Genomic DNA, 26,811 nt, shown 5'->3' with positions numbered 1-26,811 from the left:
GAACTAGAAGCGGAACACATGGAGGTGATTGCAGTGGCAAAGCTAGGTGTTGAAACAACTATGAGGCTGGATACAGACAGAAGCCCCTCGAGCTGGAGGATTATTTGGCGGGAAATTGTGCGGGATAAGCTGGCTTTGATCTCGTTGATATTTCTAGTCTTGATCATAACCGGTGTCTATGGGATTTCCTTATTTTTGGATCAAAAGCAGATCGTATCCGTTGATTTATTTGCACTCTATGAGAAACCCTCGGCGAAGTTCTGGTTAGGTACAGATTATGGGGGTCGGGATGTCTTCGGGCAACTCATTATTGGAACAAGGAACTCCCTGAGCATAGGGATTATAGTTACTGTATTTACTGGAATCATTGGCATTTTAGTAGGCTTGGTATCCGGATATTTCGGTGGAACCATAGATAATGTTTTTATGAGAATCTTAGATTTCTTTATGATCCTGCCCATGCTGATGATTGTTATCGCCTTCGTGACCGCAGTTCCTAAATACAATACGTTATCCTTCTCACTGATTATGACAGCCTTTCTATGGATGGGGATAGCGAGATTAATTCGCTCGAAAACCTTGCAGGAAAAGGAGCTTGATTACGTTCAAGCTTCCAAAACAGTAGGTTCCTCCAACCTCAAGATTATGTTCACTCAAGTTCTGCCGAATTTAAGTTCTATTATCATCGTAACGATGACATTGAACTTGGCCGCCAACATCGGATTGGAGTCAGGGTTGTCCTTTCTCGGCTTTGGCTTTCCGGAGACCACACCCAGCCTAGGGACTCTAGTCAGCTATGCAAGGAATCCGCAAACCCTGGAATTCAGATGGTGGATATGGTTACCCGCATCTTTGCTGATCTTGGTATTGATGTTGAGTATAAATAACGTTGGTCAAGCGCTTAAGCGTGCGACGGACGCAAGACAAAGAAAAGGATAAGGGAGGAAATGATTACATGAGAAAACCAATCCGTACAAAGTCTCTACTCTTTGCCTTAATGTTAGTGCTATTGATGTTGGTGGCTGCCTGCAGCTCCAACAACAACAAGGAGACGGCTGAGCCAACTGCAGCACCTTCCGCAACGGAGAAGGCGGCAGAGGCGACTGCGGCACCTGAAGCAGAAGACGGTCTTTATTCCATTGAGGATTTCAAAGCTGACAAAACAAACCAGGGTGAAGCAATTAAAGGCGGTACAATAACCTACGGCCTTGTTTCTGACACTCCTTTTGAAGGCACATTGAACTGGAACTTCTATTCCGGAGATCCGGACTCCCATGTATTGGATTGGTTCGATGAAGGTCTGTTAACCTGGGACGCTAACTACGTCTATACCAACGATGGTGCGGCCACTTATGAAGTTGCGGAGGACGGCCGAACATTCACCTTCACCATTCGCGACAATGTCAACTGGCAGGATGGGAAGCCGGTAAAGGCTGAAGACTGGCTGTTTGCACATGAAGTCATCGGTAACCCGGCCTATGACGGTCCGCGTTATGGCTCAGATTTTACTAATATCGAAGGTATGGATGCCTACCATGCGGGCAAGGCGAAGACCATTTCAGGAATTAAAGTGTTAAGTGATAAAAAACTGCAAATTACCTATGTCAAATCTACTCCATCCTTATTAACAGGAAGCATTTGGATCTATCCTTTAGCCAAACATATCTTTGGTGGTATGGATGTAGCTAAAATCTCTGCTTCACCCGAAGTACGCCAAAAGCCGATAGGCTTCGGACCCTTTAAAGTAGAAAGCATTGTTCCTGGTGAATCTGTGGTCTTTGTCAGAAATGATGATTACTGGCGCGGTGCACCTGTTCTGGATAAGGTTATTCTGAAGGTTATCAACCCAACAACCATTGTTCAGGAATTGAAAACTGGCGGTGTGGATCTGGTGGATGCATTCCCGGTCGATCAATATCCGGATAATGCAAAGATGTCGAATGTTGAGTTTATAGGTACGACAGACATGGCGTACACTTATATAGGCTTTAAGCTAGGTAAGTGGGATGCCGCTAAAAAGGCAGTAGCTCCAGATCCGAAGGCCAAGATGGCCGATGTGAACCTGCGTAAAGCGATGTGGGCGGCGGTTGATAATGATACTGTCGGCAAAAAGTTCTATAATGGTCTACGCTGGAATGCTACGACATTAATACCGCCATCACATCCCGAATATCACGATAATGATAATCCGGGCGTTCCTTTTGATCCGGAAGCAGCTAAAAAGCTTCTAGATGATGCCGGATACAAGCTCAATGGTGAGTTCAGAACGAAGCCGGATGGCAGTGAGCTTAAGATTAATTTTATGTCCATGACTGGTTCAGATATCGCAGAACCGTTAGCGCAGTATTATGTTCAGTCTTGGAAGGCTATAGGTCTTAATGTGACCTTGGAAATGGTCGAATTTAATACTTTCTATGATCGTGTTGGCTCCAATGGTGAGGATGATCCAACCGTTGATGTATATCAAGGCGCATGGAATGTAGGTAATGATGTAGATCCAGCTGGCCTTTATGGGCGGGTTGCCATTTATAATTTCCCGCGTTATGCCAGTGAAGAGAATGATCGTTTGATCGCAGAGGGAGTTTCTGAGAAAGCCTTTGACGTCGAAGTTCGGAAAGATATTTATAAACAATGGCAGGAGTTAATGGTTAAGGAGATCCCGGTTTTCCCTACCCTGTACCGTGCCAAGGTTGTACCGGTCAATAACCGGGTTCTGAATTATACCATCGCGCAAGGAAGCGACATCTATTTGAATCAACTGGCTGTTTCTGCGGATAAAGCAGCTGTGGCTGAATAAAAGTGTATTTTATACAGATATAGGATAGTAACTTGCGACCTCTTGCTCCGAGTATGGAGCGGAGGTCTTTTTTACTGTTTTTGAGTCTAAAGTATTAGGAAGACTTTGTGACGTTTATAACATTTAAGCAGCGCTGAATTGTGTAAATTTTACCATAAAGAGGAAAAGAATTGGGAGAGGGGAAATCCATGAATCGATCTGTAAAAGTAATCATTCTCCTACTAGTATTGTTTTGCTTGGGCGGATGTGACAGTGGGACACAAGGTGTAATTTTTGAGAATGAGGATAGGCTTAAAGAATCGGGGGATAGTTATTCGTTCTCAAACAAAGTCGGGGAAATTACCAGTGAGCAGGGACAAGTAGAATTCTCAGGTTTTTCAGGTGTCTACACGGCTTTGTATTTAAATAGCACATCTGATACAACGACCCAAATTATGATTAGTGGGAAGATTAGACGTGGGGATTTTAAACTGATTCAGATCACGGCGGACCATCAGTTGATTACCCTATGGGAGGGTGAAGGGAACAAGGATATGTCCATAACAGTCCCAGCAGGGGAGGGTTCTATAAAATGGGTCGGACGAAATGCAGCCGGCCATATAACGATGAAGTTGGTACCGCAGGTAGGGTTAGAAGCACAACCCCATGGCGATCTTTTTGATGAAGAGGAATAATATTGCTATCATCACTTCAAAAAAAACAGCAAGCCTCCAATCATCCGGAGACTTGCTGTTTTATTTATTGTGACAAAGGTACAACCTTCTCTGCACTTTCAATCGTTCCCCCACCGAGACAAAGTTCTCCTTGGTAGAATACAACCGCTTGTCCAGGTGTAATCGCCTTTTGCTGAACGTCGAAGGCAACATGAACATTCCCATTTGAGCCTGCCGTCAGGGTTACACCTTGATCAGGCTGACGATAACGGAACTTAGCCGTGCAGCGCAGGGGAGCGGATTCCAAATCCACACCATTAATCCAGTTCACACCGGAAGCTTCCAGACTGGTAGAGTACAAGCTGTGATGCTTGTCTCCTTGTACTACGTACAGAACATTGCGGCTTAAATCTTTATCTGCAACGAACCAAGGCTCTCCCGTACCCGATCCGCCAATGCCGAGACCTTGACGTTGTCCCAAAGTATAATACATCAAGCCTTCGTGGCGGCCTTTAGTTTCCCCCGTAGCGATATCAACCATATCCCCGGATTGGGCAGGCAGATATTGGCTTAGAAATTCACGGAAGTTACGTTCACCGATAAAACAGACGCCGGTGCTGTCTTTTTTCTTTGCGGTAAAGAGTCCTGCTTCTTCAGCTATTCTCCGTACTTCCGGTTTAGGAAGGTGACCGATGGGGAACATGGCCTTGGAGAGCTGATATTGATTCAGTGCATTCAGGAAGTAGGTTTGATCTTTATTACTGTCCACACCACGCAGAAGCTTGAAGACACCGTCTTCTTCTACTACACGCGCATAATGCCCTGTAGCCACATAATCAGCACCAAGCTGAAGCGCGCGATTCAGGAATTCGCCGAATTTAATCTCACGGTTGCACATGACATCAGGGTTCGGTGTTCGGCCGGCCTTATATTCATCGAGGAAATAGGAAAATACTTTATCGAAGTATTCCTTCTCGAAATTAACGGTATAGTAAGGGATATCAATCTGTTCACAAACACGTCGTACATCTTCCGCATCGGTTTCGGCTGTGCAAACGCCAAATTCATCGGTGTCGTCCCAGTTCTTCATGAAGATACCAATTACGTCATAGCCCTGCTGCTTAAGCAAAAGTGCTGTGACAGAGGAATCGACTCCTCCGGACATGCCGACGACGACACGCGTATTTTCAATTGCTTTTGTCATCGTAATCACCATTTCTATAAGAAAATATAAAGCTTTTTAAATACAGAATGCTCGGTACAAAATGTATTATAACACACCCGTGTGCTGTAAGCCGCCTGTGCAAAGGATAAAAGTGATGCTAAAATAGTCAAAATTTCAAATTTGTCCACCCGGGAAGAACATTCTTGAGAAAAAGTTACGTTTTGTTATCCAATTGTAAGTACAAATATGGTAACATAAACTAAGAGTGAACATCGGAATACGGAGATATTAAAACCTGTAATACTAACGGATTCTTACACCATAAATTCAGCAATTTAATCGAAAGAGGTGCCCCTTTGAAAATATCTACAAAAGGACGTTACGGGTTGACCATTATGATGGAGCTTGCCATTAAATACGGTGAAGGTCCTACATCGCTCAAGAGCATCGCCGAGAAGAACGGATTGTCCGAGCATTACCTGGAGCAACTGATTGCCCCCTTGAGAAATGCCGGTCTTGTGAAGAGTATTCGCGGAGCTTATGGCGGCTACATTTTATCTCGTGAAGTGGGATCAATCACCGCGGGTGATATTATTCGTGTCTTGGAAGGACCTATATCTCCCGTAGACTTTACGGAGGAAGATGACCCGGCCAAACGTGACCTATGGATTCGTATTCGTGACAGTATTGCGGATGTACTTGATTCCACCACTTTGTCGGATCTGATTAACTTCAAAGAAGAAAGTCGTGCAGATAATTACATGTTCTATATTTAGATACTTTCGTGACTAGCTTTAGTTAGCTTCTCTCGAGTTAAGATTCACCAATTAGTCATTTATAGTTTACTGATAAAACACCCTGGCATTTGAGGGGGCCACTGAAAAAGTGATTTTAAAAAAGGTGCAGTTACTCCTTACAAAAAGGAGGAACTGCACCTTTTTCCTGTATACTTAAGTATCATGGGGGAAATAGGTGAGCCGGAATGATTCAGAAACAACAGACCTTGGTGTTGAGTCCATACATCGAACTCTACAATATGGTAGTGCCGAAGGATAACTTGCTTCGGCAAATCAACGAACTTGTAGATTTTTCATTTATCTACGAAGAACTTCAAGTGAACTATTGCCTCGATAACGGGCGTAATGCCATCGACCCGATTCGGATGTTTAAATACTTGCTCCTTAAAGCAATATTTGAATTGTCTGACGTGGACATCGTGGAACGGTCCCGGTATGACCTGTCCTTTAAGTATTTTCTGGGGATGGCGCCAGAGGACCCGGTTATGGATCCCAGCTCCTTAACCAAGTTCCGCAAACTACGCCTGAAAAACATGAATATGCTGGACTTACTCATTGGGAAAACCGTGACACTCGCCATTGAGATAGGAATCCTGAAGAGCACTGCAATTATTGTGGACGCAACCCATACCAAAGCGCGCTACAACCAGAAGTCTCCGCAAGAGATCCTGCAGGACCGGGCCCGGAAAGTACGCAAAGCTCTCTATGCGATGGACGAATCCGTCAAGACTAAGCTGCCGACGAAGAATACCAGCACAGTGTTGGAAGACGAGATCTCCTACTGCAACAAACTCATACATACCGTCGAAAACGAATTGGGCCTACCATTGGTACCGAAACTGCAAGAACCGCTAAACCTGCTAAAGGAAACCGTGGAGGATGATGTGGAGCAGCTTCGAATCGCAGAAGACGCGGATGCGCGGGTCGGGCACAAAAGTGCGGACTCGTCCTTTTTCGGATACAAAACTCACTTGGCTATGACAGAGGAACGCATTATTACAGCGGCCATTGTTACAACGGGCGAAAAGAATGACGGTAAACAACTGCAAGATCTGATTGAAAAAAGTAAAGCCACGGGGATGGACGTCCGAACGGTAATTGGAGATACGGCTTATTCGGAGAAGGACAATCTCATCTATACAAAGACGAACGACATGGAACTGGTGGCCAAATTAAACCCGATGATTACGCAAGGGAACCGCAAGAAAGAAGATGAGTTTGAGTTCAACAAAGACGCTGACCTGTATGTCTGCAAGGCCGGCCACATGGCGATCCGCAAAGCACGGCAAGGAAAGAAGGGTGTCGGTAAAAACCAGGTGGTCACGTATTATTTTGACGTAGAGAAGTGCAAGCGATGTCCATTCAAAGAAGGGTGCTACAAGGAAGGATCCAAGACGAAAACCTATTCCGTGAGCATAAAGTCCGACGAGCATTCGGAGCAAATGGCTTTCCAAGAGAGCGACTATTTCAAAGACAAGTCAAAAGAACGGTACAAGATTGAAGCCAAGAATAGCGAACTGAAACACAGACACGGGTACGATGTAGCCATATCCTCGGGTCTCTTAGGCATGGAGCTACAAGGAGCAATGGCGATATTCGCAGTTAATCTGAAGAGGATTTTGAAGCTACACGACTAATAAGGATTATGGTTGTGCAGCCAAATACAGCAAAAAGAAGACATCTTCCCTGAGGGGGTGATGCTTCTTTTTGAATGTGACGAAGCACTTAATCCAAAATGGTTAGTTCTTCAGTGGCCTCCATTTGAGAGGGTGTTTTTGTTCGGAGTTGGGGCCATGGTGAGACCTTTTTTCTGAAAAAAAATTAGAGGGAATTTTTGCCTCTAATTTGAGCATTAAACCCTCAGCTATGAATTTAGTGGGAATAATTCCCTATAAATTCATGCTATAGCCTCAATAATCCTGAAAAAAGGCATTTTTCTTGCATTTAGAGGGAATATTTCCCTGTAAATGTTGATTTCAAGTGTTTTTTTACGATTTAGAGGGAGTTTTTCCCTCTAAAGCAGAGTACAAGTCCCAGTCTGGAGCACAATAAAACTATTAGAACGTTCGCGTCAGATGACCCCTATGTTATGTAACTTTAGATCTACACTAACCGGCCTTATTGCTCATTTTACCATTGCATAACGAACGTTTGTTTGGGTATAATACAAACAAACGTTCTTACTTTGGGAGGTGGGTGGTAATGAAGATGCATGTGGGTCAAAGGGTCGAGATTGTTTATGTAGACAAGGTTGGGAAGATCACGCAGCGTCAAATCGAAATAAAAAGCTTGCGGGATGGCATGCTTCGGGCAACCTGTCTGTCGAGTGGGACTCCGCGTGTTTTCCGGATCGATAATATTTTGGCTTGGCAGCCAACTAAAGTGAAGCATGCGGGCTGAAACACTAAAGTGTTGATACTCATTAAAGGGTATGATATAAAGGAGACCGAACGATTGTCTTATATTTAAAGAAGTCTAGAAGCGGAGACCTAACCATGAAACCTATCTATTTGGACCATGCCGCCTCCACTCCGGTTCATCCCGAGGTGGCTGGTGTTATGTTGAAAATAATGACGGAGCAATTTGGGAATGCATCCAGTGTTCATTCCTTTGGCCGTGCAGCTAAAAAGATTATAAACGGGGCGAGAGACGTTATCGCTTCCTCTTTGGGTTGTTCCCCGGAAGAGTGGGTATTCACCAGCGGAGGCACAGAAAGCGATAACCTGGCAATATTTGGAGCTGTAGCTGTCTCTTCTGAGAAGGGAAAACATATCGTTACCACGAAAATAGAACATCATGCTGTTTTACATACCTTTGAAATCCTTGAAAAGGAAGGCTTTAGTGTGACTTACCTTCCGGTTGATTCTACCGGATTAGTTAGTGTCGATGATGTTAGGGCTGCTCTGAGATCGGATACGGTACTAATTAGTATCATGTTTGCCAATAATGAAGTCGGAACGGTTCAACCCATTGCTGAGATTGGTGAGCTAGCGGCGAGCAGAGGCGTTTTATTCCATGTTGATGCTGTACAAGCCCTTGGTGCGTTGCCTATTACCCTACGCGATATTCCAGTAGATTATATGAGCTTCAGCGCACACAAAATCAATGGGCCGCAAGGCATTGGCGGTCTGTACGTTAGAAGAGGGGCGCCAATTCATCCAAGGCAGCATGGAGGACTTCAGGAGCGCGGACGCCGAGCGGGAACGGAGAATCTAGCTGGTGCAGCAGGGTTTGCCAAAGCGGTGGAGCGGGCTGTACAACAGTTGGAACAGAAACAGGCGGATTCGCTAGTTTTGCGGAATAAACTGCTCGGGGAACTGGATATTCGAATCGGGAATGAAAGCTATACAATCAACGGTAATTCCAAACATTACCTACCGAATATTACAAACTTAAGCTTCCCTGAAGTAAGAACAGATGTCATGCTCATGAATTTGGATATGGAGAAGATCTCCGCAGCCAGCGGCTCAGCATGCACCTCCGGATCGTTGGAAATATCCCATGTATTGCGAGCTATGGGACTCTCATCAAATCTTTTGAATTCCGCGATTCGATTTAGTACGGGTTTGGGTAATACTAGTGAACAAATGGAATACGTTGCCCAAAAAGTTGAAACTATTTTAAAGAGGCTACGTAACAGAGACTAAGGTATTTTCCTTTGTGAGGAGACTAACCGATATGAAACTTCAGGATATGATAGGGCTGGCTGTATTCGAGGTAGAAGAAGGTCAAGAAATTGGCACAATTGTCGACTGTATTGTCGATTCAAACTTGAATATTACGGGTATTGAACTTGAAAGTAAATCTTTCTTCACCAGTCATGTGAAAGTTGTGGCATGGAAAGACATTATTGCCTACGGTGAAGATGCAGTCATGATTGCGAGTAAAGAGTCCATTGATAAGGCTGATTCAGACAACATACCCCATACTTTTCTTATGGGGAAGAATAAATTAAAGGATTTACAGGTAGTAACTACTGCCGGAACAATCATTGGGAAAATATCCGATGTTTATTTTGACCAAAAGATGGGAAATACAATAGTAGCGCTGGAAATCAGTGATGGATTAGTGACTGATTTAATCGAAGGCCGCAAATGGCTGCCTTGTTCTGATGATATGTCCATTGGGGAGAATGCTTTATTGGTTCCGGCAATGAGCGAAGAACGGCTACAAAAAGCCATTAATATTGTTAACGGATAGGTGGAATGTTTTATTATGAAGTGTCCAAACTGCAACTCCAAAGATATCGGCAAGATCGGCTCCCACCAGTTCTATTGCTGGGGCTGTTTCATCGAATTGACGGTAAACGGCGAGAAAATGTCGGTTTTTCAAGTTGAAGAAGACGGCACACTCAGTTCTCTCGACGATTTGTTCTCGGGAGAGGAATATGTTCAGGAATTTCCTCATATCCACGCATCATCATAAGCTTCAGTGAATGATGAAGAAGTGTGGGTACATACAATAAACGTCTGATACCTTACTGTTGTTATAACAGTGAGGTATTAGGCGTTTTTTTGTGATAACGGTTATTTTGCTGCGGCCTTACATATACTTATTTAGGAAAGCCAGTCCAGTTTTAGCCGCAGGAGGGAACAGAATGGAGCAATGGTCCCAAAGTAAGTGGCTTCGCCCAATGATCGGAGTACTCTTAACTTTGATTATCTTATACTTTGTTTGGCAGCTTCGTCCGATGCTGCAATATATCTTTTTATTTCTCAAGGCCATTCTGGCACCTTTTTTGGCCGCTATGATTATCTCTTATGTGCTTAATCCCGTGGTCAGTATGCTGGCTGCCCGCAAAATGCCGCGAAGTATTGCAGTGCTTCTCATTTACGCTGTTTTTTTAACGACTTTAGCAGTAATTGCCATCAACCTTATTCCGATGTTTATAACGCAGCTCGAGGAGCTGAATGAACATTTGCCTCAAATGACGCTGCAAGCCCAAAGTCTGATGCGCAATATGAATACCCGTTTAATTCCACCGGGTGTTGAGATGGGGATGAACAATTGGTTCTTTCAACTCGAAAACCGTCTCGCAACGGGAATATCCCACTTTCTTGATAATATCGGATCCACTATAAATTTGTTGTTTAATGCGTTTATTGTCCCGTTCTTGGTATTTTATATCTTGAAGGATTTTGATGTATTCGAACGGACCGTAGTATCCTGTCTGCCGCGTTCCCGGCGTAAATCCATTGTTACTATGCTAAAAGACATTGACGAGGCGCTGGGTAATTATATCCGCGGACAGTTCCTGGTTTGTATCATTATCGGGGTGCTTGCTTATATCGGTTATGCGCTAATTGGTATGCCATATGCACTGCTTTTTGCCTGCGTGGTCGCTTTATTCGATATTGTGCCTTATCTGGGCCCTTTCCTGGGTGCGGCCCCTGCAATAGTGATGGCGTCGACCATTTCCTTTCGATTGGTTCTGCTGGTCGCGGTTGTGAATACCTTATGCCAAATGCTTGAGAGTAATGTAATCTCTCCTCAGGTCGTGGGCCGGACGCTCCATCTTCATCCACTGCTCATCATATTTGCATTGCTTGTGGGCGGAGAAGTGGCTGGCATAGTAGGTTTAATTCTGGCTGTACCGTTATTTGCGGCAGGTAAAGTGGTTCTTCAGCACTTTATAGCCTACTACATGAAAAGAAAACATGTCTAGGGAACATTCACATTGACTGGGACTGCAGCTTTTGTATATAATATTGTGGAATATTACGATTAGCATCGTGAATTATATTTATCGTTGATGAGGAGCATTAATTTCGAAATCGTCAATACAGAGAGCCGGCGCTAGGTGCGAGCCGGTTGGCGGAACGGAATGAACTCACCTCGGAGTAACGGCGCAAATGTTGCAGAATCCGTCAATACGGAACCCTGCTGGTTGAACGCCGTCGCCTCACCCCCGTTAAAGGGTGCAAAGTGAGTGGCAGATCAAAGTATGTTCAGCCGCTAACTAGGGTGGTACCACGGGAATTTAAACCTCTCGTCCCTAGCGTTTACGCTAGGGATGGGAGGTTTTTTTGAAATATAAGTAAGTATAAGTTTTCAGTATACTTTCCTTATATTTCTACTAGAAACGGATACCTGAAATCGATACGGAGTATCGCTGCTTCGGAAGCATAGGCTCTCATTGAGGACGGCAAAGCCGTTTCTTCTTGAAATATAGGAAAGTATAAATTTCACTTCATACTTGTTCCTTATATTTTTCATGATATTAAACTAAGGTAGCAAACTTAACAGCAACACTCCAAGGAGGAGCCTACGATGAGCGACAATAAAGCAAGTGCAACTGCCGGACCTGGATACCGGGCACAGACACTGGAGCCGAAATGGCAGCAGTTTTGGGAAGAGAACAAAACCTTTAAGACAGGCGAAGATCCAGGGAAACCAAAATTTTATGCGTTGGATATGTTTCCATACCCTTCAGGTGCCGGTCTGCATGTAGGTCATCCGGAAGGTTATACGGCTACAGACATTGTTTCCCGCTACAAGCGGATGAAAGGCTATAATGTACTCCACCCGATGGGTTGGGACGCATTTGGGTTGCCGGCCGAGCAGCATGCATTGGATACCGGTCAGCATCCGCGTGAAATCACCTTTAAGAACATCGACAATTTCCGTCGGCAGATCAAATCGCTAGGTTTCTCTTATGATTGGGACCGTGAGATCAGTACAACAGATCCTGCTTACTATAAATGGACACAGTGGATCTTTATACAGCTCTATAAACGCGGTTTGGCTTATGTAGCAGAGGTTCCTGTAAACTGGTGTGAGGCGCTGGGTACCGTGCTGGCTAATGAAGAAGTCATCGATGGTAAGAGTGAACGCGGTGGGCATCCGGTTGTTCGCAAGCCGATGCGTCAGTGGATTCTGAGAATTACGGAATATGCAGAACGTTTGCTGGATGACCTGGAGGAGCTGGATTGGTCCGAGAGCATCAAGGATATGCAGCGCAACTGGATTGGCAAATCCGTAGGAGCGGAAGTTACCTTTGCGATTGAAGGTTACGAAGCGAACTTGACTGTATTCACGACTCGACCGGACACATTGTTCGGAGCCAGCTATTGTGTATTGGCTCCTGAGCATGAACTGGTAGATATACTTACAACAGAAAGCCAACGTGCAGCTGTAGCAGAATACAAGGAGAAGGCTTCCCATAAGAGTGACCTGGAGCGTACTGACCTTGCCAAGGATAAGACAGGAGTATTCACAGGTGCTAATGCGATCAATCCGGTGAACGGTGCCAAGGTACAGATCTGGATCGCGGATTATGTGCTAGCCGGATATGGAACAGGAGCAATCATGGCTGTTCCAGGTCATGACACTCGTGACTGGGAGTTTGCGAAGCAGTTCGGCCTGGAAATTCTGGAGGTTGTACAAGGCGGGAATATTGAAGAAGAGGCCTATGCAGGGGATGGACCGCATGTGAATTCAGACTTCCTGAATGGACTGGATAATACGGAAGCCATTGCGAAGATGATCTCTTGGCTGGAGGAAAAAGGAAGCGGTAAAGGCAAAGTGACTTACCGCCTCCGTGACTGGTTGTTCAGCCGTCAGCGTTATTGGGGTGAGCCCATTCCAATTCTGCATCTGGAAGATGGCTCAATGAAGACCGTGCCGGAAGATCAGCTTCCATTGCTGTTGCCGGATGTAGATCAGATCAGACCTTCTGGTACTGGTGAATCTCCACTGGCAAATGTTACGGATTGGGTAGAAACCGTGGATACAGAAACGGGTATGAAAGCCCGCCGTGAGACCAATACAATGCCGCAATGGGCAGGCAGCTGCTGGTATTACCTGCGATTCATTGATCCGCTTAATGACCGCGAGCTGTGTGCGCCAGATAAGCAAAAAGAATGGCTGCCCGTAGATTTGTACATCGGTGGAGCTGAGCATGCTGTACTTCACTTGCTGTATGCCCGTTTCTGGCATAAGGTACTGTATGATATCGGTGTTGTACAGACTAAGGAACCTTTCTATAAACTGGTCAATCAAGGTATGATTCTCGGAACGAATAACGAGAAAATGAGTAAATCGCGCGGGAATGTCATCAACCCGGATGAAATCGTAAACGAATATGGTGCGGATACACTCCGTCTGTATGAAATGTTTATGGGGCCACTGGAAGCCACCAAGCCATGGAATGAAAAAGGAACAGAAGGAATTCACCGCTTCCTGTCCCGTGTATGGCGTCTGTTCGTAAATGAGGATGGCAGTGTTAATGCCAAGATTACAGATAACGGCGGCAGTGACGAATTCAAACGGACATGGCATAAAACGCTCAAAAAAGTAACAGAGGATTTCGAAAACCTGCGTTTCAATACAGCGATCAGCCAGTTGATGATTTTCACGAATGATGCCTACAAACAGGATACACTCCCGCGTGAAGCGATGGAGAATTTCGTGCAAATGTTATCTCCGCTGGCACCGCATCTTTCAGAAGAACTGTGGCAGTTGCTTGGACATGAAGGTGGCATCAGCTATGTATCCTGGCCGTCTTATGATGAGTCATGGACAGTAGATGCAGAGGTTGAAATTGTCGTGCAAGTCAACGGCAAAATCATCCAGCGTGCCTCTATTCCACAAGGTATGGGTCAAGAGGAAATGCAGGCCCATGCATTGGCACTTCCGAATGTTAGTGCAGCTGTAGAAGGCAAAACCGTACGCAAAATTATTGCAGTTCCCGGTAAGCTTGTAAATATCGTAGTGGGTTAAGCGAAGAACGCATGATTGCCCGCAGCAACGGATTATTCCGTGCTGCGGGCTTTTGTTTTCTTGGGGTTAGGTAGGTAATCCTGTATTAACGGTCCACTGGACTTTGGACAATACCATCCCTTCCGAACAACATATCGAGCTTAAAGACATCCTCGTCATATTTGTTATGCGTAGTAGTGATTAGACGTTCAAAGACACCTTCCAGACTAAAGCGTAGATGATTCAATGCTTCAGCAGTGATACCTCCGGGAACGGCTACACGTTCCTGAAGCTTTTGCGGGGTGAAGTCACCTTCCGTCAGAAGTTTTCCAGTACCTAACATCATTTCACCCGCCAACGTACTAATCAAGGTTTCATTGATGCCCGTCGCTTCGACTGCAGCTTCTATCCATCGTTCAATGAAATAGCTCAGGAATGCAGGTCCACAGCTGGAGAAGTCTGAGGCAATACGGGTATGATTCTCGCTAATTTCCACTGGTACGCTGATAAATGACAATAGCTGAATCAATATAAGCTTGTCATTTTTATTCAGTCGGTCTCCGAATACACAAAGGGAGGAGCCTCCTTTCATACGGTGGGTAATGCTAGGAATGACTTTGGCAATCTTGGATGGCAGGACAGACTCCAGATGATACAGCTGAACAGGACTCGTTATGGATACTACGATTTGATCTTTATGCAGAAGAGGGCCTATTTCATCGGTTATCGCTTTAAATTCCATAGGTTTGATACATAAGAAAACAATGTCACTTAGGGTCGCGGTTTCACTGTTGCTACCACATACCAACAATCCCGGATGGCGTTCCGCAAGCTGAACCAATCTATGCGGGCTCCGATTGCTGGCAAGTACTTCCTGAGGCTGTAATGCCCCGGAAGAAAGAAAGGCGTCAATCAGCAGGCTGCCCATACTGCCCGTTCCGATAAATCCCACCTTCATCCTGTGGTTCCCTCCTTTCATACTTATCCTTTTGGCATGAATTCTCTTCGTTAAATGTATGCGGCATAGCCTTGGACACATGTCAGGTTAATGCATTAAAAGTTAGAAAAGTAAATATGGAAGCCCAAAATGAGGAGGAATATGCGGTGAATAAAAAAATGATAGGCCTCGGAATGGCTGCAGCACTGCTTGGAAGCGGACTGTTATGGCATAGTGGAAACGGTCAAAACAAAGGTATTGCCGGATGGGAAACGCTGAATTCAAGTATGGAAAGAACTCTTGCTGAAGATGAGAATAGCGGGACCCAAATTGAAGCACCAATAGCAGCAAAGCCTATAGAGAACATAGATCAGGCAAACACAGATATAAAGGTTGCTGAGGTAACTGATTTGTCAAAAGAGGCGAAAACGACGGTCCCCGAATCCGAGGGAAAGGTAAATGTAAATACAGCAGCACAAAACGGGTTAATGGAGCTTCCGGGTATTGGAGCCAAGAAAGCGCAAGCCATCCTTGAATACCGCCAGAGCCACGGACCCTTTAAGGGAATATCCGATCTGGGAAAAGTGAAAGGAATTGGACCTAAAATGCTGGAAAAGCTGAAACCCATGGTTTCGTTTTAAAGGGGATATGATACAATAGTTAACAACTTATTCTCGAAAAGATGGAGATTGAACAATGACGCAATCCAACCGTAAAAATTGGGATACTTATTTCATGGATATTGCCTGCATGGTCTCTACCCGATCCCGTTGTACCCGCCGCCATGTCGGTGCTGTGCTGGTTCAGGGTAAAAAGCTACTGGGTACTGCCTACAATGGAGCACCTATGGGGGTGCCGGATTGTTCAGAGGCCGGATGTATGGTTTCAGAACAATATGAAATGGAACTGGTAGACGGTACTGAGACAATGGTGAAGAAACAACGCTGCATACGTACGATTCATGCCGAACAGAATCTGTTGCTGTTCACAGACCGCAGTGACCGGGAAGGTAGTACTGTGTATGTAACGGACGAGCCCTGCTGGACCTGTGCGAATATGCTGGCTAACAGCGGTGTCGTAGAAATCGTATATTACCGTCCGTATCGAAAGGATATGGAGAAGGTTCGGTCGATGATGGCATCCCAAGGAATTGTTTTTCGTCCATTGGAGAGCTACGAACCGCCGCAGGAAACTATGATCACGATTAAAGATTAGTTAGATCCGGAGGAGGAACCTCTGTTTACGCAGTTCGCTGCGAAGACAGGGGTTCTTTTTGCATTATAGAGGAGGATTATTTTGAAAAACAGACCACTTACGGGCTTCACTGTGTGCTGGGTAGCCGGGAGTGCCGCAGCTTATGCGACATCAGGGACCTCCCTGCTATTGGCGTGGGCTGGATGGATACTACTACTATCTGCCTTGGCAATTTGGGGAAAAATGAGTTGGAAATACATAGCTGTTTTAGGGCTGGCTTTTATATTGGCAGGTGTCTACTGGGAGTGGACCGAGCGGCATAATGTGAGTGTGCTCCCGGAGTCGATAGTATCGGAGTCAATTGCGGGAAAGGAAGGAATCTCCGTTCACACCATGGGAACTATTATTTCAACGGTTGAACGGGACGGTGACCGCGTAGATTTTACAATAAGGATGGATAAGGTGGCGTCAGAGGAAGAGGCTTGGACAAAGGTGCAGGGAGAAAAGATTATCGTCCAAGTGAAGTTAGCGGCTGAATCGGAAATTGCTGTGGCGGCCCAGTGGCATAGAGGGGACAAAGTGGAATTGAATGGTACGCTGGAGCAGCCCTCTGCGGCGAGGAATTTCGGAGGCTTTGATTATCAGGCTTATTTGCTGGCGAAGGAAATTCATTGGATTTTAAAAGTCAAAGGGGCCCAACAAGTGGATGCAGCACAACCCACCTCCTGGAGCTTGACGACCCTTTTACGCTGGAATGATGGAGTAAGGACTGCTCTAAGTGAGGAAATGGATCGATTATATGAAAAGCGTAACGCCGGCTATATGAAGGGTCTTGTCATCGGAATTCAGCAGGATTTAGACCCGGAAACGTTCAGGCAATTCTCTCAACTGGGCTTAACTCATATTTTGGTGATCTCAGGTATGCATGTGGCGGTCTTTGTCGCTGTCCTTTTATTTATATTGATGCGATTTCTCCGTCTGACTAAGGAAACGGCTCAAACCCTAGTTCTGCTTCTGGTGCCGGTGTACGTGCTTTTATCTGGAGCGGGTCCCTCAGTCATCCGTGCTGGAATTATGATCATGATTGCGTTGTTGGCGGCCCGAGCAGGCGTGTTAAAAGATGGTTTGAATATTCTAAGTGCGTCTGCACTTTTAATGCTGGTCTGGAATCCGTACTTTTTACTTAGTGTCAGCTTTCAGCTATCCTTTCTGGTAACGTTGGGCTTAATGACTTATGTGCCTCTAGCCAACGCTCTACTGACAGGGCTTCCCCGTTGGTTAGGAGGTGCTATAGCGGTTACGCTTATTGCCCAATGGGTCTCGTTCCCGTTAACGATTTATTACTTCAATCAATTTTCTTTGCTTTCGATTGCGGCCAATTTCTTGCTGGTTCCGCTGATCACTGTTGTCGTACTACCGTTGGGTGTGGCTACTCTGCTTCTTGGAAGGCTCTGGGGAGGGGCGGCCAATGTATTGGCAGTTGTTGCGGAGTGGATTAACAACCTTACTTTTAATGTGGTGGAATGGATGAACGGTTGGTCAGTCGGGGTGACGATTTGGCGATCACCATCGCTATATTGGATAGGTGCGTATTACTTATTATTATATGGTTTGCTGTATGCAGGTAAAAAACTACTGGAAAACCGCTTTACACATTTGCAGTTGTATATGGAGGATGAGACGAGGCCGCTTGCGGGGCTTCATCCCCATCTGCTGTCAGATAGAGGAAGAGTCAGACTCCCTAACTTTGACACTTCTTTCCCTTACCCTAACTTGCTTTCGTTATTTTGGAGTCCGTGGTCAGTCTCCCTGCTGACATTGTGTTTTGCACTACTGATCTATAGAGGCTACCAGCCTGAGAATCATTCCGGTTCAGGTACGATAAGTTATTTTGATGTAGGTCAGGGCGACAGCATTCTCATTACAACCCCAGGAGGCTCTAATATACTTGTAGATGGCGGAGGAACGGTGAGCTTTGGTGAAAAAGAAAAATGGCGTATCCGCCGCAGTCCATTCGAGGTCGGAGCTAAAGTGCTGCTGCCCCTGCTCAAAAAGCGCGGTATTCACCGTCTGGATGCTATCATTCTGACCCATGGGGATCAGGATCATGCTGGGGGTTTGCAGGCTGTGCTGGAGGGAATCCCCGTCTCCGCGTTATTGTTCAATGGAACGATTGCAGAGGGTGAACCTTACATAAAGCTGATGAGGACAGCCTTGGATCGTAATGTACAGCTGTACGGGATTCATCAGGGGATGAAGGTCTCGCCAGATAAAAATACAGAGCTATCCTTCCTGTGGCCGGGGTTGGAAGAGGGAGGCAGGCCTGATGTTCTTCCCATTCTGGAGGAGCAAAACCATAATTCTGTTGTATTCAGGCTTAGTATGGATGGCAGCCAATTTTTGTTTACGGGGGATATGGATAAGGAAGCGGAAGAAATGATTATAGAGAGAGAGTCCAACCATTCAGCGTCCGCACAACAGCGTGTTGACATTTTTAAGGCGGCACATCACGGAAGCAAAACTTCCAACAGTGACGCATGGTTGAAATATTGGAACCCCTCTGCTGTGGTTATATCTGCTGGAGTCAATAATCTATATGGGCACCCTAGTGGAGAGGTTTTGGATCGGTTAGCTGCAAACAAGATACCAATATTACGTACGGATCAGCAGGGCGAGATTCAGATGGAGATACATAAAGGGAGTATTCGGGTACGGCATAAGCTGAATTAGGAGGTTTTGGACATGTGGATTGAAGAATAGAACAGTAGATAATTTACTAAAATAAAGCTATACTTTTTGATAAAGTGTTTTTCTTTAGAGAAGAGTGGAGCGAACCGGATGAAGAAACTAACGATTGAAGATGTGGCTCAAAAGGCGGGGGTGTCGAAGAGTACAGTCTCGCAATTTTTGAACAAACGTTTTAAATATATGAGTGAAGCGACGAAGAATCGGATTGCTGCGGTGATCGAGGAGTTGAATTATCAACCCAATGGGCTGGCTCGCAGCTTGAAGCAGAACCGAACGCATATGGTCGGCATTATTGTCGCCAATATTGATTATTCATTGTCTATACAATGTATTCGAGCGATTGAAAATGAACTGCAAAGCCGCGGTATACAGGTTATTATTTGTAATGCTGATGAGAATGTAGAGAAGGAAAGCAAATACGTAGAGACGCTGGTTGCCCGACAGGTTGACGGGTTAATCGTATTCCCAACAGGGAATAATCCATCCGTATATACCCGGTTAATCGAGGCTCAATATCCGCTTGTATTTATGGACCGCCTTGTTGAGGGAGTTACTACGCAGAGCCTGTTGTTAGATAATGAGATGGCTGTTAAATTAGGGATTAGTGAACTGGTGCGGAATGGGCACGAACGGATAGCGCTGCTGTCACTCCCCCTTGGTGAGTATGCTATTACTCCTCGCAAGGAGAGAATGAGTGGCTACAAAAAAGCGATGGAGGAGGCTGGCCTCCCCCTGAATGAGGAGTATATCTGCAGTGTACCGCGTAAAGAAATTGCAGCAGAAGTGAAACGTCTGTTAGGGCTGCCACAGCCACCTACAGCACTTCTAGCCTCGAATGATATCGTCCTTGCCGAGATCTTAAAATATGCTAATCAAGACTCCATCGCCATTCCAGGAGACCTGTCTGTAGTGGGAATAGACGACGCAGAATTCGCTCATATCTATAACCCGGTAATTACTACAATCCGACAGCCAGCTTATGAAATGGGCATGCAGGCCGCTAAAATTATGCTCTCGAGCATTGAAGATAATAGCTCCCACGTTCCCATCACCTATCGTTTTCCACCCTCATTACAGCAGGGGCGATCGGTTAGATCTATGAAGTAACTATTGAGTTGTAACTGTAAAGCAAGCATTACGCAATAAGCATTAGATGTACGGCAAATCGTCTACCTGCATAGATTTCAATATATATAGTTGCACAATCTACAATTATATTTCTCCATTAGCACACTTTAGGGTGTTTAATTGCACTTTATACACTTATTTTTGGGTATTCCGGGGTTTAATCGGCATACTCGTGTTTTTAGTTGCACAAAATACATCTATCCATACTTCAAAGCGCCAAAAGCTAGAAATAAGTGTATAAAATACATCTATTTTCCACTGACTACCTTCGTATCTATTTCTTGTGAATTGGGTTCCCTTCTATTCGTTATGAAAAGTGGAACCTTGTGGATACACTACCGCCAAAAAGCGACTTGAACCATGTTAGAAGCGTAGATGGGTGAATGAATATGTGAAAGAATATGTGAATGAACAGATGTACCACCCCGTAAACCGGTTTATTGATAACACTTAATAAAATTATCATTATCAATGTATATACTAAAGAGGCCGTCCAAACCTTAGTTTGTACGGCCTCTTTTTCAACAATTATCTATTTCCGTTGTCTTACACTTCCTGATTCATAAACGCAGCCAGACCTTCACGGGTCGGCAGGCCGTCCATATCACCAGGCGACATTACCGCCAAAGCGCCGATGGCATTGCCGCGTTTGACAGCCTCAGCTACTGTAAGCTTCTCCAGCATTGCACTGATAATTCCAACTGCAAAACCGTCTCCAGCGCCTACGGTATCAACAACTTCCTCTACTTTAAATCCTTGCACGTACCCTTCCTGCTCCTGAGACTTATAATATGCACCTTCAGGACCCAGTTTGATAACAACGAGGGCAACGCCGCGCTCTAGATAATAAGATGCGATTTCCTCCGGTGTATCCAGTCCGGTAAGGGTCTTACCTTCACTTAGCCCTGGCAAAAACCAGTCACAGCGTGTAGCCAGATCATTAATAGTGCTCACCATGGTCTCAGTATTTGGCCACAGGGTTGGGCGGAGGTTAGGATCCAATGAAACCGTCTTCCCTTGGCTCTTCATAAATTCCATAGCATGTATGGAGAATTCATGACAGCTCTTCGACAGAGCGGAAGAAATACTGGTTACATGCAGATGTCCTGCAGAAGCGAAATAGGCTTCGTCGAAATCTGCTAGGCTCAGCTTGGAGGCGGCGGAATTTTTACGGAAATATTCGACTTTAGGATCGCCAGTAAGGACCTTTGATTTAATCAGCATTCCTGTGGAATACTCTTTGGTAAAGGTAACGCTATCTGTGTTAATGCCTTCTTTATTCTGTGCGTCCACTATAAATTGCCCAAAATTATCATCACCAAGTTTAGTAACATAGCCGGTAGGATGTTCCAAACGGGACAAGCCGGTAGCAACATTACTTTCTGCTCCTGCCAATGCTTTGGAGAATGAAAATACCTCAGCCAGCGATCCTGTCTCATTAGCATAAAACATAGCCATCGGCTCACCGAAAGTGACTACATCCAATTGTTTACTCATGTATAGTTCCTCCTCAGGGAGTTATAATTCCCTGTATTATAAGTTGTAATTTGAAATTATCACATAAATCGGTTTTGTACAATAACGCAATTCGCATTCACTACATTAATTTAAAGAGAAAACAAAGAGCCAATAATAATAATTTCCTTTATATATATCGTATTTTAAGGGCTAAAAGAGAAATATTCAATATATTCACACAAAAATAGATTGACTGTTAGAGACATTATTATTACTATTTTCTTAGTGGTTATTGCGCTGTTGCTCGTAATTTGATAAAAAAGTTTATTGAAGTTATTGAATCAATGTTTATCATTGGTTAATTTAGAGAGGAAGTTAATGATGAAGAAGATAAAAGTATTACAAAATGTTGCATCCGTCGGGGTAGTTGCTGTAATTCGTGCTGATAATGCTGAGGATGCCTTCAAAATGTCCGTAGCTTGTATCGAAGGTGGACTTAACAATATCGAGGTAACCTTTACTACAACTGATGCAGATGTTGCGATTAAGAAATTGGTTGCTGAATATGGCGACCGTGCCGTAATTGGCGCTGGAACTGTACTGGATCCGTTAACTGCTAGAATTGCAATTTTGGCAGGTGCTGAATTTGTGGTGAGCCCTTCTTTTGAAGAAGATACAGCAAAAATGTGTAACCTCTACGGGATTCCTTATATGCCTGGTTGCATGACACTGAGTGAAATGAAGGAAGCACTGAAGCTTGGCGTAGATGTGCTGAAGCTGTTCCCGGGCAGTGCTTTTGGACCCGATTATGTAAAAGCAGTTAAAGGGCCAATGCCTCATGTGAACATTATGCCAACGGGAGGCGTGGATCTGAACAACATGGATAAATGGATTGCGAACGGCTGTATCGCTGTTGGGATCGGCGGTAATTTGACCGCTCCTGCTAAGGATGGTCGTTATGATCTGATTACTGAACTGGCTGCAAAGTATGTAGCTAAGTTTCAGGAGATTAAAGGTTAAGAAAATTCTTAGTGTTTGAATATATTTAACGGCTGTTAACCGCGGAAGATCGGTTAGCAGCCGTTTTTTTAAGTGTTGAGGATCTATATTATATGTAGGATATATTTTCTAGTAACTTCATATATTTAAAAGTGTATTAAGAATGTTATCGAAATGGGTGCAGCGATTTGTTAGGGGGAGGATTTATGTTAGGGAAACGGCGTGTACAGTTTTTATATCTGGTTTCATTTTTATTTATAGCAGGCGGAATTATAAATTGGTTTGATGGTAATTTAGTGCTTGCTGTGTTCTCTATATTTATAGGGATTGTTTTTGGGATACGCGGAAGAAAGGTAGCTCGTAAATAATTAATATAGAAGAGAGCGGGATTTGGTTTCACTCAGGGCCTCGGGTAATGCCTTAGGTCTTTTTTTTGTGAAATTCTAGAAGATATAAGTGTACTTTATAGTTTATATTTATATTTCCCCTAGAGACGGTTGTCTACCCTATAATGAGGGTAAAGCTGTTTCTTCTTGATGTCAGTTTTGTAATGTAATTGACAGCAAGTTTTATTTGAATACCGGGTGCTTCCCCTGTATGCTTAATAAGGATTTATTTTATAAAAATAATAATTACAGAATGCAACAATTTAGCAGTCTTGCGCGTCAGTAAGATTGCATAGAGAGGGGGAACCTTCGTGGTGGAGCAGGGACTCATCAGAGCCGCTCAAGCGGGCGATCGCGACGCTCTAATCACCCTATTGCGAGAAATTGAAGGACATGTATACAAAACGGCCTTCTACATTTTGCATAATGAACAGGATGCGTTAGATGCGTCCCAGGAGGCATTGATTCGGGTGTATACGAAGATTGGATCTTACGAGGAGAAAGCCCAGTTCAAGACCTGGGTTGGTCGAATCGTGACCAATATTTGCATTGATAAGTTTAGAAGAGCTAAACCAACAGTGTCTATGGATGAACATGAAATGGTAATTAAAGATAAGCATGATGTTGAACGTGAAGTGATGTCTGGTTATTTGGCCCAGGATATACAGGAGGCTATTGACCAGTTGCCTGAGCATCACCGAACGGTCATTGTACTCCGTTATATTCAGGACTTATCCTACAACGAGATTGCAGACTGTTTGGACTTACCCCTCAATACAGTGAAATCCTATCTGTTCCGAGCCAGACAACAGCTGCAAAATAGACTTCAAGAGTATCAGAAAGGGGGTGTGTCGGGATGAGATGCACGGAGGTGATTGAATGGATGCACCGTTATTTGGATCATGATTTGAGCATTGAAGAGAGTACCGAAATGTTCCACCATATAGATGATTGCCTTCCCTGTGCGGAAATCTTTGACAGGCTAACCACGCTTTCCAAGCGATTGGAGCAGCTGCCGGACGTGAAAGCCCCTTTCAGTCTGGTTGACTCTATTTTGCCTCGGCTTGACGAACTGGATCGCGGCCTTCTTGAATCCGGCAAGGGGGGATCAGAGGATCAGGTTGTAGTTCCTTTCTCGCGTGAACCATTACAAGGCAAACGACAGAAAGGCTCTTCCAACTCTTCCATAGGTAAACGGACTGGTATTGGTGCGGTGGCAGCCGCTCTAATACTCGGAATTGCGATATTTAATATGCCGAAGGAGATGCCGGGTGCACAGGTAGAAAGTATAATGATGAGCGACTCTGCAGCGACTATGGATGAAGACAATTCAGCGGCTAGTAAGATGGATCAAAGTTCTATAGAAACTGGAGATACTGCGACAGACAATGGATCGGCGGAAAATAGCCCGGTTAACAACAACAGTATGTTTGAAGCGGCTATAGTTGAGAGTCCCAACCCTTCCATGGATGCACAGGACGTTATAGATTCCTCACAAGGTGGGACAGAATCGACTACGCCTGCAGCTGGAGCATCGACCGATAAACCGGCCGATGTTATATCTCCGAAACAAATTGGGCAAGTAACTGATGCGCCGGAGGATACCTCAGAGCATCGCAAGAGCGAATCCGCAGCGTCTGACCAGCAAATCGCGCCTAATATGGATATCATGGAATCCATGAAACTCCCTCAGGGCGATAATGATCAGGGGATGATGAGTATGCTTTCTCCCTCTAACGTTATAGGCGAATTATCCTGGACTTCACCGGACGGTCAATATGAGGTAGTCGTGGAAGGTAAGCAGCTTATTATTTACAGCATTCCACCGAAAGGAATTGGCCTTGATAGGTTACCTTTGACCTCTATCCCGTTAGCGGGGAAATGGGTTACAGGGGAATGGGCGGCGAACAGCCTTGAGTTTAGATATGTGACCGATAATGATGGAACTACTGCTAAGAATGTGTATATGATTCCAGATACGGGAACCTCTACTCCATTACCCAAGGGGACTCCGGGTGTAACGCCTACAAATTCGGGAACGAATGCCTCTGAGACGCCGTCCACAAAATAATCTCCAAAGTGGAACTTTTTACGGGACTTCAGAATATACTATAGTAAGAGATCAAATAGTATAAGCTTTTGAGAACATCGGTATGACCGTCGGCTGAGGAGTTTCTAGGGCTTCTCTCACCGTCGTTTATATAGATGCGCCGCTGGAACGGAGGAACTTTGGCCCTTGGGCTGGAGTTTCTCCGTTTTTGCATTATATGATACAATAATAACTCATAAATAACTTAAAAAAGCGGGATAGATGAATAGGAAAAGGAAGTGGCGGGATGGATGTCAAAACGGCGGTAAAAGACATCAAGCAAGGCAAGATTTCACCGCTGTATGTCCTGTACGGAAGCGAGAAATTTCGCATGAATGAGTTCGCAGCTGTTCTGGAGAATCAGCTTATTGCCAAGGAGGATCGTGATTTTGCGGTGATTCCATTCGATTTGTCAGAGACTCCTATACAAGCTGTGATTGAAGAGGCGGAGACGGTTCCGTTTATGGTTCCGCGTAAGCTGCTGTTGGTACGAGATGCCTCTTTATTTACAGCTGGCAAAGAAAACGCTAAGCTGGAGCATCGAATGGATACCTTGACTGATTATATGCAGCAGCCTGCAGATTTCAGTGTAATTGTATTTATGGTTAATAGTGACAAGCTTGACGAGCGTAAGAAAATTGTTAAGGCTGTCAAAACAGCCGGAACAGTAGTAGCCTTTAATCCACTCGGAGCCGAGGAACTTCTTCGATGGGTAGAGAAAACAATCCGTGAAGGGGGTTGTGTATCAGCCCCCGGTATGGCTGAGGTGCTCATAGCAAGCGCTGGAACGGGACTGCAAGGATTATCCGGAGAGATTGATAAGTTATGCCTGTTCGCAGGTAAAGGCGGTACAGTGGATGCAGCAGCTGTAGAGAGTCTTGTCCATCGTGGAACTGAGCAAACGGTATTCACGCTGGTAGAGGATATTGCTAATCTACGATTGGACAAAGCTCTAGACTCCTTGTATGAGCTGCTGAAGCAGCGTGAGGAACCTATTAAGATTGCCGCATTGATTGCCAGACAGTTCCGTATTATTCTACAGGTTAAGGATTTATCGGGGCTGAGTTACTCCCAAGGGCAGATCGCCTCGCAGCTGGGACTTCATCCTTACGCCGTCAAGCTTGCCGGTGAACAGGCACGCAAGTTCGAAGGCAGACGGCTGAGACAAATATTAAGCGCTATGGCCGACCTTGATCACCAGATGAAGACGGGAGCAATAGACAAGGTATTGGGACTGGAGCTTTTCATGCTTCGCTTGGGAGCCTAATGACAAACAAAAGAGCCTATCAAACCCTTAGTAAAAAGGGATTGGTAGGCTCTTTATCCGTTTGGATTCGAAAAATGAGTACAAAAAAACCTAACCGTATGCAGGATAGCGGTCAGGTTCTTAGATTGCTCAATATGAGTACGTCTTACGCTTGCGCGCTAAGAGCGTTCAATTTCTTCGCCAAGCGGGATTTTTTGCGGGCAGCCGCATTTTTATGAACCAGACCTTTAGAAACGGCCTTGTCCAGCTTTTTGGAAGCAGCTAGGAAAGCAGCTTGAGCAGTTTCAACTTCAGTACCAGCCAGCGCGGTGTCAGCGATTTTAACTGCTGTACGAAGCGCGGATTTTTGGGAAACATTAAGTGCACGGCGTTTTTCGTTCGTGTTGACGCGTTTTATTGCGGATTTAATATTTGGCATTGCATTCACCTCCTGTAAGACATTCGAAATCATCAAATGATTCACAACTTAAAATAGTTTAGCATGTGTGATAGT

Annotated in this window: 24 protein-coding genes and 1 other annotated feature; of the genes, 20 read left to right on the top strand and 4 right to left on the bottom strand. The window is 44.9% G+C overall.

The genetic code is table 11. The features are described 5' to 3' along the window. Positions 1-18 precede the first annotated feature (18 nt). The 3 genes from PWYN_RS26340 to PWYN_RS26330 all read left to right on the top strand — a co-directional run bounded on the left by PWYN_RS26340 (position 19) and on the right by PWYN_RS26330 (position 3,471). The gene (locus PWYN_RS26340; RefSeq protein ID WP_169744153.1) at positions 19-939 is read left to right on the top strand and encodes an ABC transporter permease; all 921 of its coding nucleotides are present in this window, start codon (positions 19-21) and stop codon (positions 937-939) included. Positions 940-955: 16 nt separating this feature from the next. Further along, entirely contained in the window at positions 956-2,797 is a 1,842-nt protein-coding gene (locus tag PWYN_RS26335; RefSeq protein WP_036658156.1) for an oligopeptide ABC transporter substrate-binding protein, read from the top strand. Between the two features lie 188 nt (positions 2,798-2,985). Beyond that, positions 2,986-3,471, top strand: a complete 486-nt coding sequence (locus PWYN_RS26330) for a hypothetical protein (RefSeq protein WP_157261263.1) — start codon at positions 2,986-2,988, stop codon at positions 3,469-3,471. Positions 3,472-3,535: 64 nt separating this feature from the next. Here the strand turns inward: PWYN_RS26330 and mnmA are convergent, their stop codons facing one another. Further along, positions 3,536-4,654, bottom strand: a complete 1,119-nt coding sequence (mnmA, locus tag PWYN_RS26325; RefSeq protein ID WP_036658152.1) for a tRNA 2-thiouridine(34) synthase MnmA — start codon at positions 4,652-4,654, stop codon at positions 3,536-3,538. Positions 4,655-4,971: 317 nt separating this feature from the next. Between mnmA and cymR the strand changes: the two genes are divergently transcribed. The 8 genes from cymR to leuS all read left to right on the top strand — a co-directional run bounded on the left by cymR (position 4,972) and on the right by leuS (position 14,133). Next, complete coding sequence (gene cymR, locus PWYN_RS26320; protein WP_036658149.1) at positions 4,972-5,391, top strand: cysteine metabolism transcriptional regulator CymR; 420 nt, start codon at positions 4,972-4,974, stop codon at positions 5,389-5,391. A 206-nt stretch (positions 5,392-5,597) separates the two neighbouring features. Next, the gene (locus tag PWYN_RS26315) at positions 5,598-7,049 is read left to right on the top strand and encodes an IS1182 family transposase (RefSeq protein ID WP_036648568.1); all 1,452 of its coding nucleotides are present in this window, start codon (positions 5,598-5,600) and stop codon (positions 7,047-7,049) included. Between the two features lie 565 nt (positions 7,050-7,614). Next, positions 7,615-7,812 (top strand): hypothetical protein, encoded by a 198-nt coding sequence (locus PWYN_RS26310; protein WP_036658147.1) that lies wholly within the window; start codon positions 7,615-7,617, stop codon positions 7,810-7,812. Positions 7,813-7,907: 95 nt separating this feature from the next. Further along, positions 7,908-9,059 carry a cysteine desulfurase family protein gene (locus tag PWYN_RS26305; protein ID WP_036658144.1) on the top strand — a complete coding sequence of 384 codons (1,152 nt, stop codon included), beginning with the start codon at positions 7,908-7,910 and terminating at the stop codon, positions 9,057-9,059. Positions 9,060-9,090: 31 nt separating this feature from the next. Beyond that, positions 9,091-9,612 (top strand): PRC-barrel domain-containing protein, encoded by a 522-nt coding sequence (locus PWYN_RS26300; protein WP_036658142.1) that lies wholly within the window; start codon positions 9,091-9,093, stop codon positions 9,610-9,612. 15 nt (positions 9,613-9,627) lie between these two features. Further along, complete coding sequence (locus PWYN_RS26295; RefSeq protein ID WP_036658139.1) at positions 9,628-9,837, top strand: hypothetical protein; 210 nt, start codon at positions 9,628-9,630, stop codon at positions 9,835-9,837. A 172-nt stretch (positions 9,838-10,009) separates the two neighbouring features. Continuing rightward, entirely contained in the window at positions 10,010-11,077 is a 1,068-nt protein-coding gene (locus PWYN_RS26290) for an AI-2E family transporter (RefSeq protein ID WP_036658136.1), read from the top strand. A 75-nt stretch (positions 11,078-11,152) separates the two neighbouring features. Then, positions 11,153-11,412, top strand: a binding site (T-box leader). 270 nt (positions 11,413-11,682) lie between these two features. Next, the gene (gene leuS, locus PWYN_RS26285; protein WP_036658132.1) at positions 11,683-14,133 is read left to right on the top strand and encodes a leucine--tRNA ligase; all 2,451 of its coding nucleotides are present in this window, start codon (positions 11,683-11,685) and stop codon (positions 14,131-14,133) included. Between the two features lie 85 nt (positions 14,134-14,218). Here the strand turns inward: leuS and comER are convergent, their stop codons facing one another. Then, entirely contained in the window at positions 14,219-15,070 is an 852-nt protein-coding gene (gene comER, locus PWYN_RS26280) for a late competence protein ComER (protein WP_036658129.1), read from the bottom strand. 146 nt (positions 15,071-15,216) lie between these two features. On the opposite strand from comER, the gene PWYN_RS26275 reads away from it, so the two are divergent. The 4 genes from PWYN_RS26275 (at position 15,217) to PWYN_RS26260 (ending at position 20,098) form a co-directional block, all read left to right on the top strand. Then, the gene (locus tag PWYN_RS26275; RefSeq protein WP_036658127.1) at positions 15,217-15,690 is read left to right on the top strand and encodes a ComEA family DNA-binding protein; all 474 of its coding nucleotides are present in this window, start codon (positions 15,217-15,219) and stop codon (positions 15,688-15,690) included. 55 nt (positions 15,691-15,745) lie between these two features. Beyond that, the gene (locus PWYN_RS26270; protein WP_036658124.1) at positions 15,746-16,264 is read left to right on the top strand and encodes a deoxycytidylate deaminase; all 519 of its coding nucleotides are present in this window, start codon (positions 15,746-15,748) and stop codon (positions 16,262-16,264) included. 81 nt (positions 16,265-16,345) lie between these two features. After that, complete coding sequence (locus PWYN_RS26265) at positions 16,346-18,973, top strand: ComEC/Rec2 family competence protein (protein ID WP_036658121.1); 2,628 nt, start codon at positions 16,346-16,348, stop codon at positions 18,971-18,973. A 108-nt stretch (positions 18,974-19,081) separates the two neighbouring features. Continuing rightward, positions 19,082-20,098 carry a LacI family DNA-binding transcriptional regulator gene (locus PWYN_RS26260; protein WP_036658118.1) on the top strand — a complete coding sequence of 339 codons (1,017 nt, stop codon included), beginning with the start codon at positions 19,082-19,084 and terminating at the stop codon, positions 20,096-20,098. A gap of 567 nt (positions 20,099-20,665) precedes the next feature. Here PWYN_RS26260 and PWYN_RS26255 read toward each other — a convergent pair. Then, positions 20,666-21,616 (bottom strand): sugar kinase, encoded by a 951-nt coding sequence (locus PWYN_RS26255; RefSeq protein WP_036658116.1) that lies wholly within the window; start codon positions 21,614-21,616, stop codon positions 20,666-20,668. 342 nt (positions 21,617-21,958) lie between these two features. Between PWYN_RS26255 and PWYN_RS26250 the strand changes: the two genes are divergently transcribed. The 5 genes from PWYN_RS26250 to holA all read left to right on the top strand — a co-directional run bounded on the left by PWYN_RS26250 (position 21,959) and on the right by holA (position 26,318). After that, positions 21,959-22,597 (top strand): bifunctional 2-keto-4-hydroxyglutarate aldolase/2-keto-3-deoxy-6-phosphogluconate aldolase, encoded by a 639-nt coding sequence (locus PWYN_RS26250; RefSeq protein WP_036659207.1) that lies wholly within the window; start codon positions 21,959-21,961, stop codon positions 22,595-22,597. Positions 22,598-22,782: 185 nt separating this feature from the next. Beyond that, positions 22,783-22,944 (top strand): hypothetical protein, encoded by a 162-nt coding sequence (locus tag PWYN_RS29465; protein ID WP_157261262.1) that lies wholly within the window; start codon positions 22,783-22,785, stop codon positions 22,942-22,944. 329 nt (positions 22,945-23,273) lie between these two features. Then, entirely contained in the window at positions 23,274-23,822 is a 549-nt protein-coding gene (locus PWYN_RS26245) for an RNA polymerase sigma factor (protein WP_036658113.1), read from the top strand. Then, positions 23,819-25,033 carry a zf-HC2 domain-containing protein gene (locus PWYN_RS26240; protein ID WP_036658110.1) on the top strand — a complete coding sequence of 405 codons (1,215 nt, stop codon included), beginning with the start codon at positions 23,819-23,821 and terminating at the stop codon, positions 25,031-25,033. The genes PWYN_RS26245 and PWYN_RS26240 overlap by 4 nt, the downstream gene beginning before the upstream one ends. Before the next feature lie 265 nt (positions 25,034-25,298). Beyond that, the gene (holA, locus tag PWYN_RS26235; RefSeq protein WP_036658108.1) at positions 25,299-26,318 is read left to right on the top strand and encodes a DNA polymerase III subunit delta; all 1,020 of its coding nucleotides are present in this window, start codon (positions 25,299-25,301) and stop codon (positions 26,316-26,318) included. A gap of 145 nt (positions 26,319-26,463) precedes the next feature. Here the strand turns inward: holA and rpsT are convergent, their stop codons facing one another. Continuing rightward, entirely contained in the window at positions 26,464-26,736 is a 273-nt protein-coding gene (gene rpsT, locus PWYN_RS26230; RefSeq protein WP_036658105.1) for a 30S ribosomal protein S20, read from the bottom strand. Between the last annotated feature and the right edge of the window lie 75 nt (positions 26,737-26,811).

The organism is Paenibacillus wynnii (assembly GCF_000757885.1).
Classification (GTDB): Bacteria; Bacillota; Bacilli; order Paenibacillales; family Paenibacillaceae; genus Paenibacillus_AQ; species Paenibacillus_AQ wynnii.
Note: the sequence above shows the minus strand (reverse complement) of the source record. Positions and strands in the feature narration are given on the sequence as shown.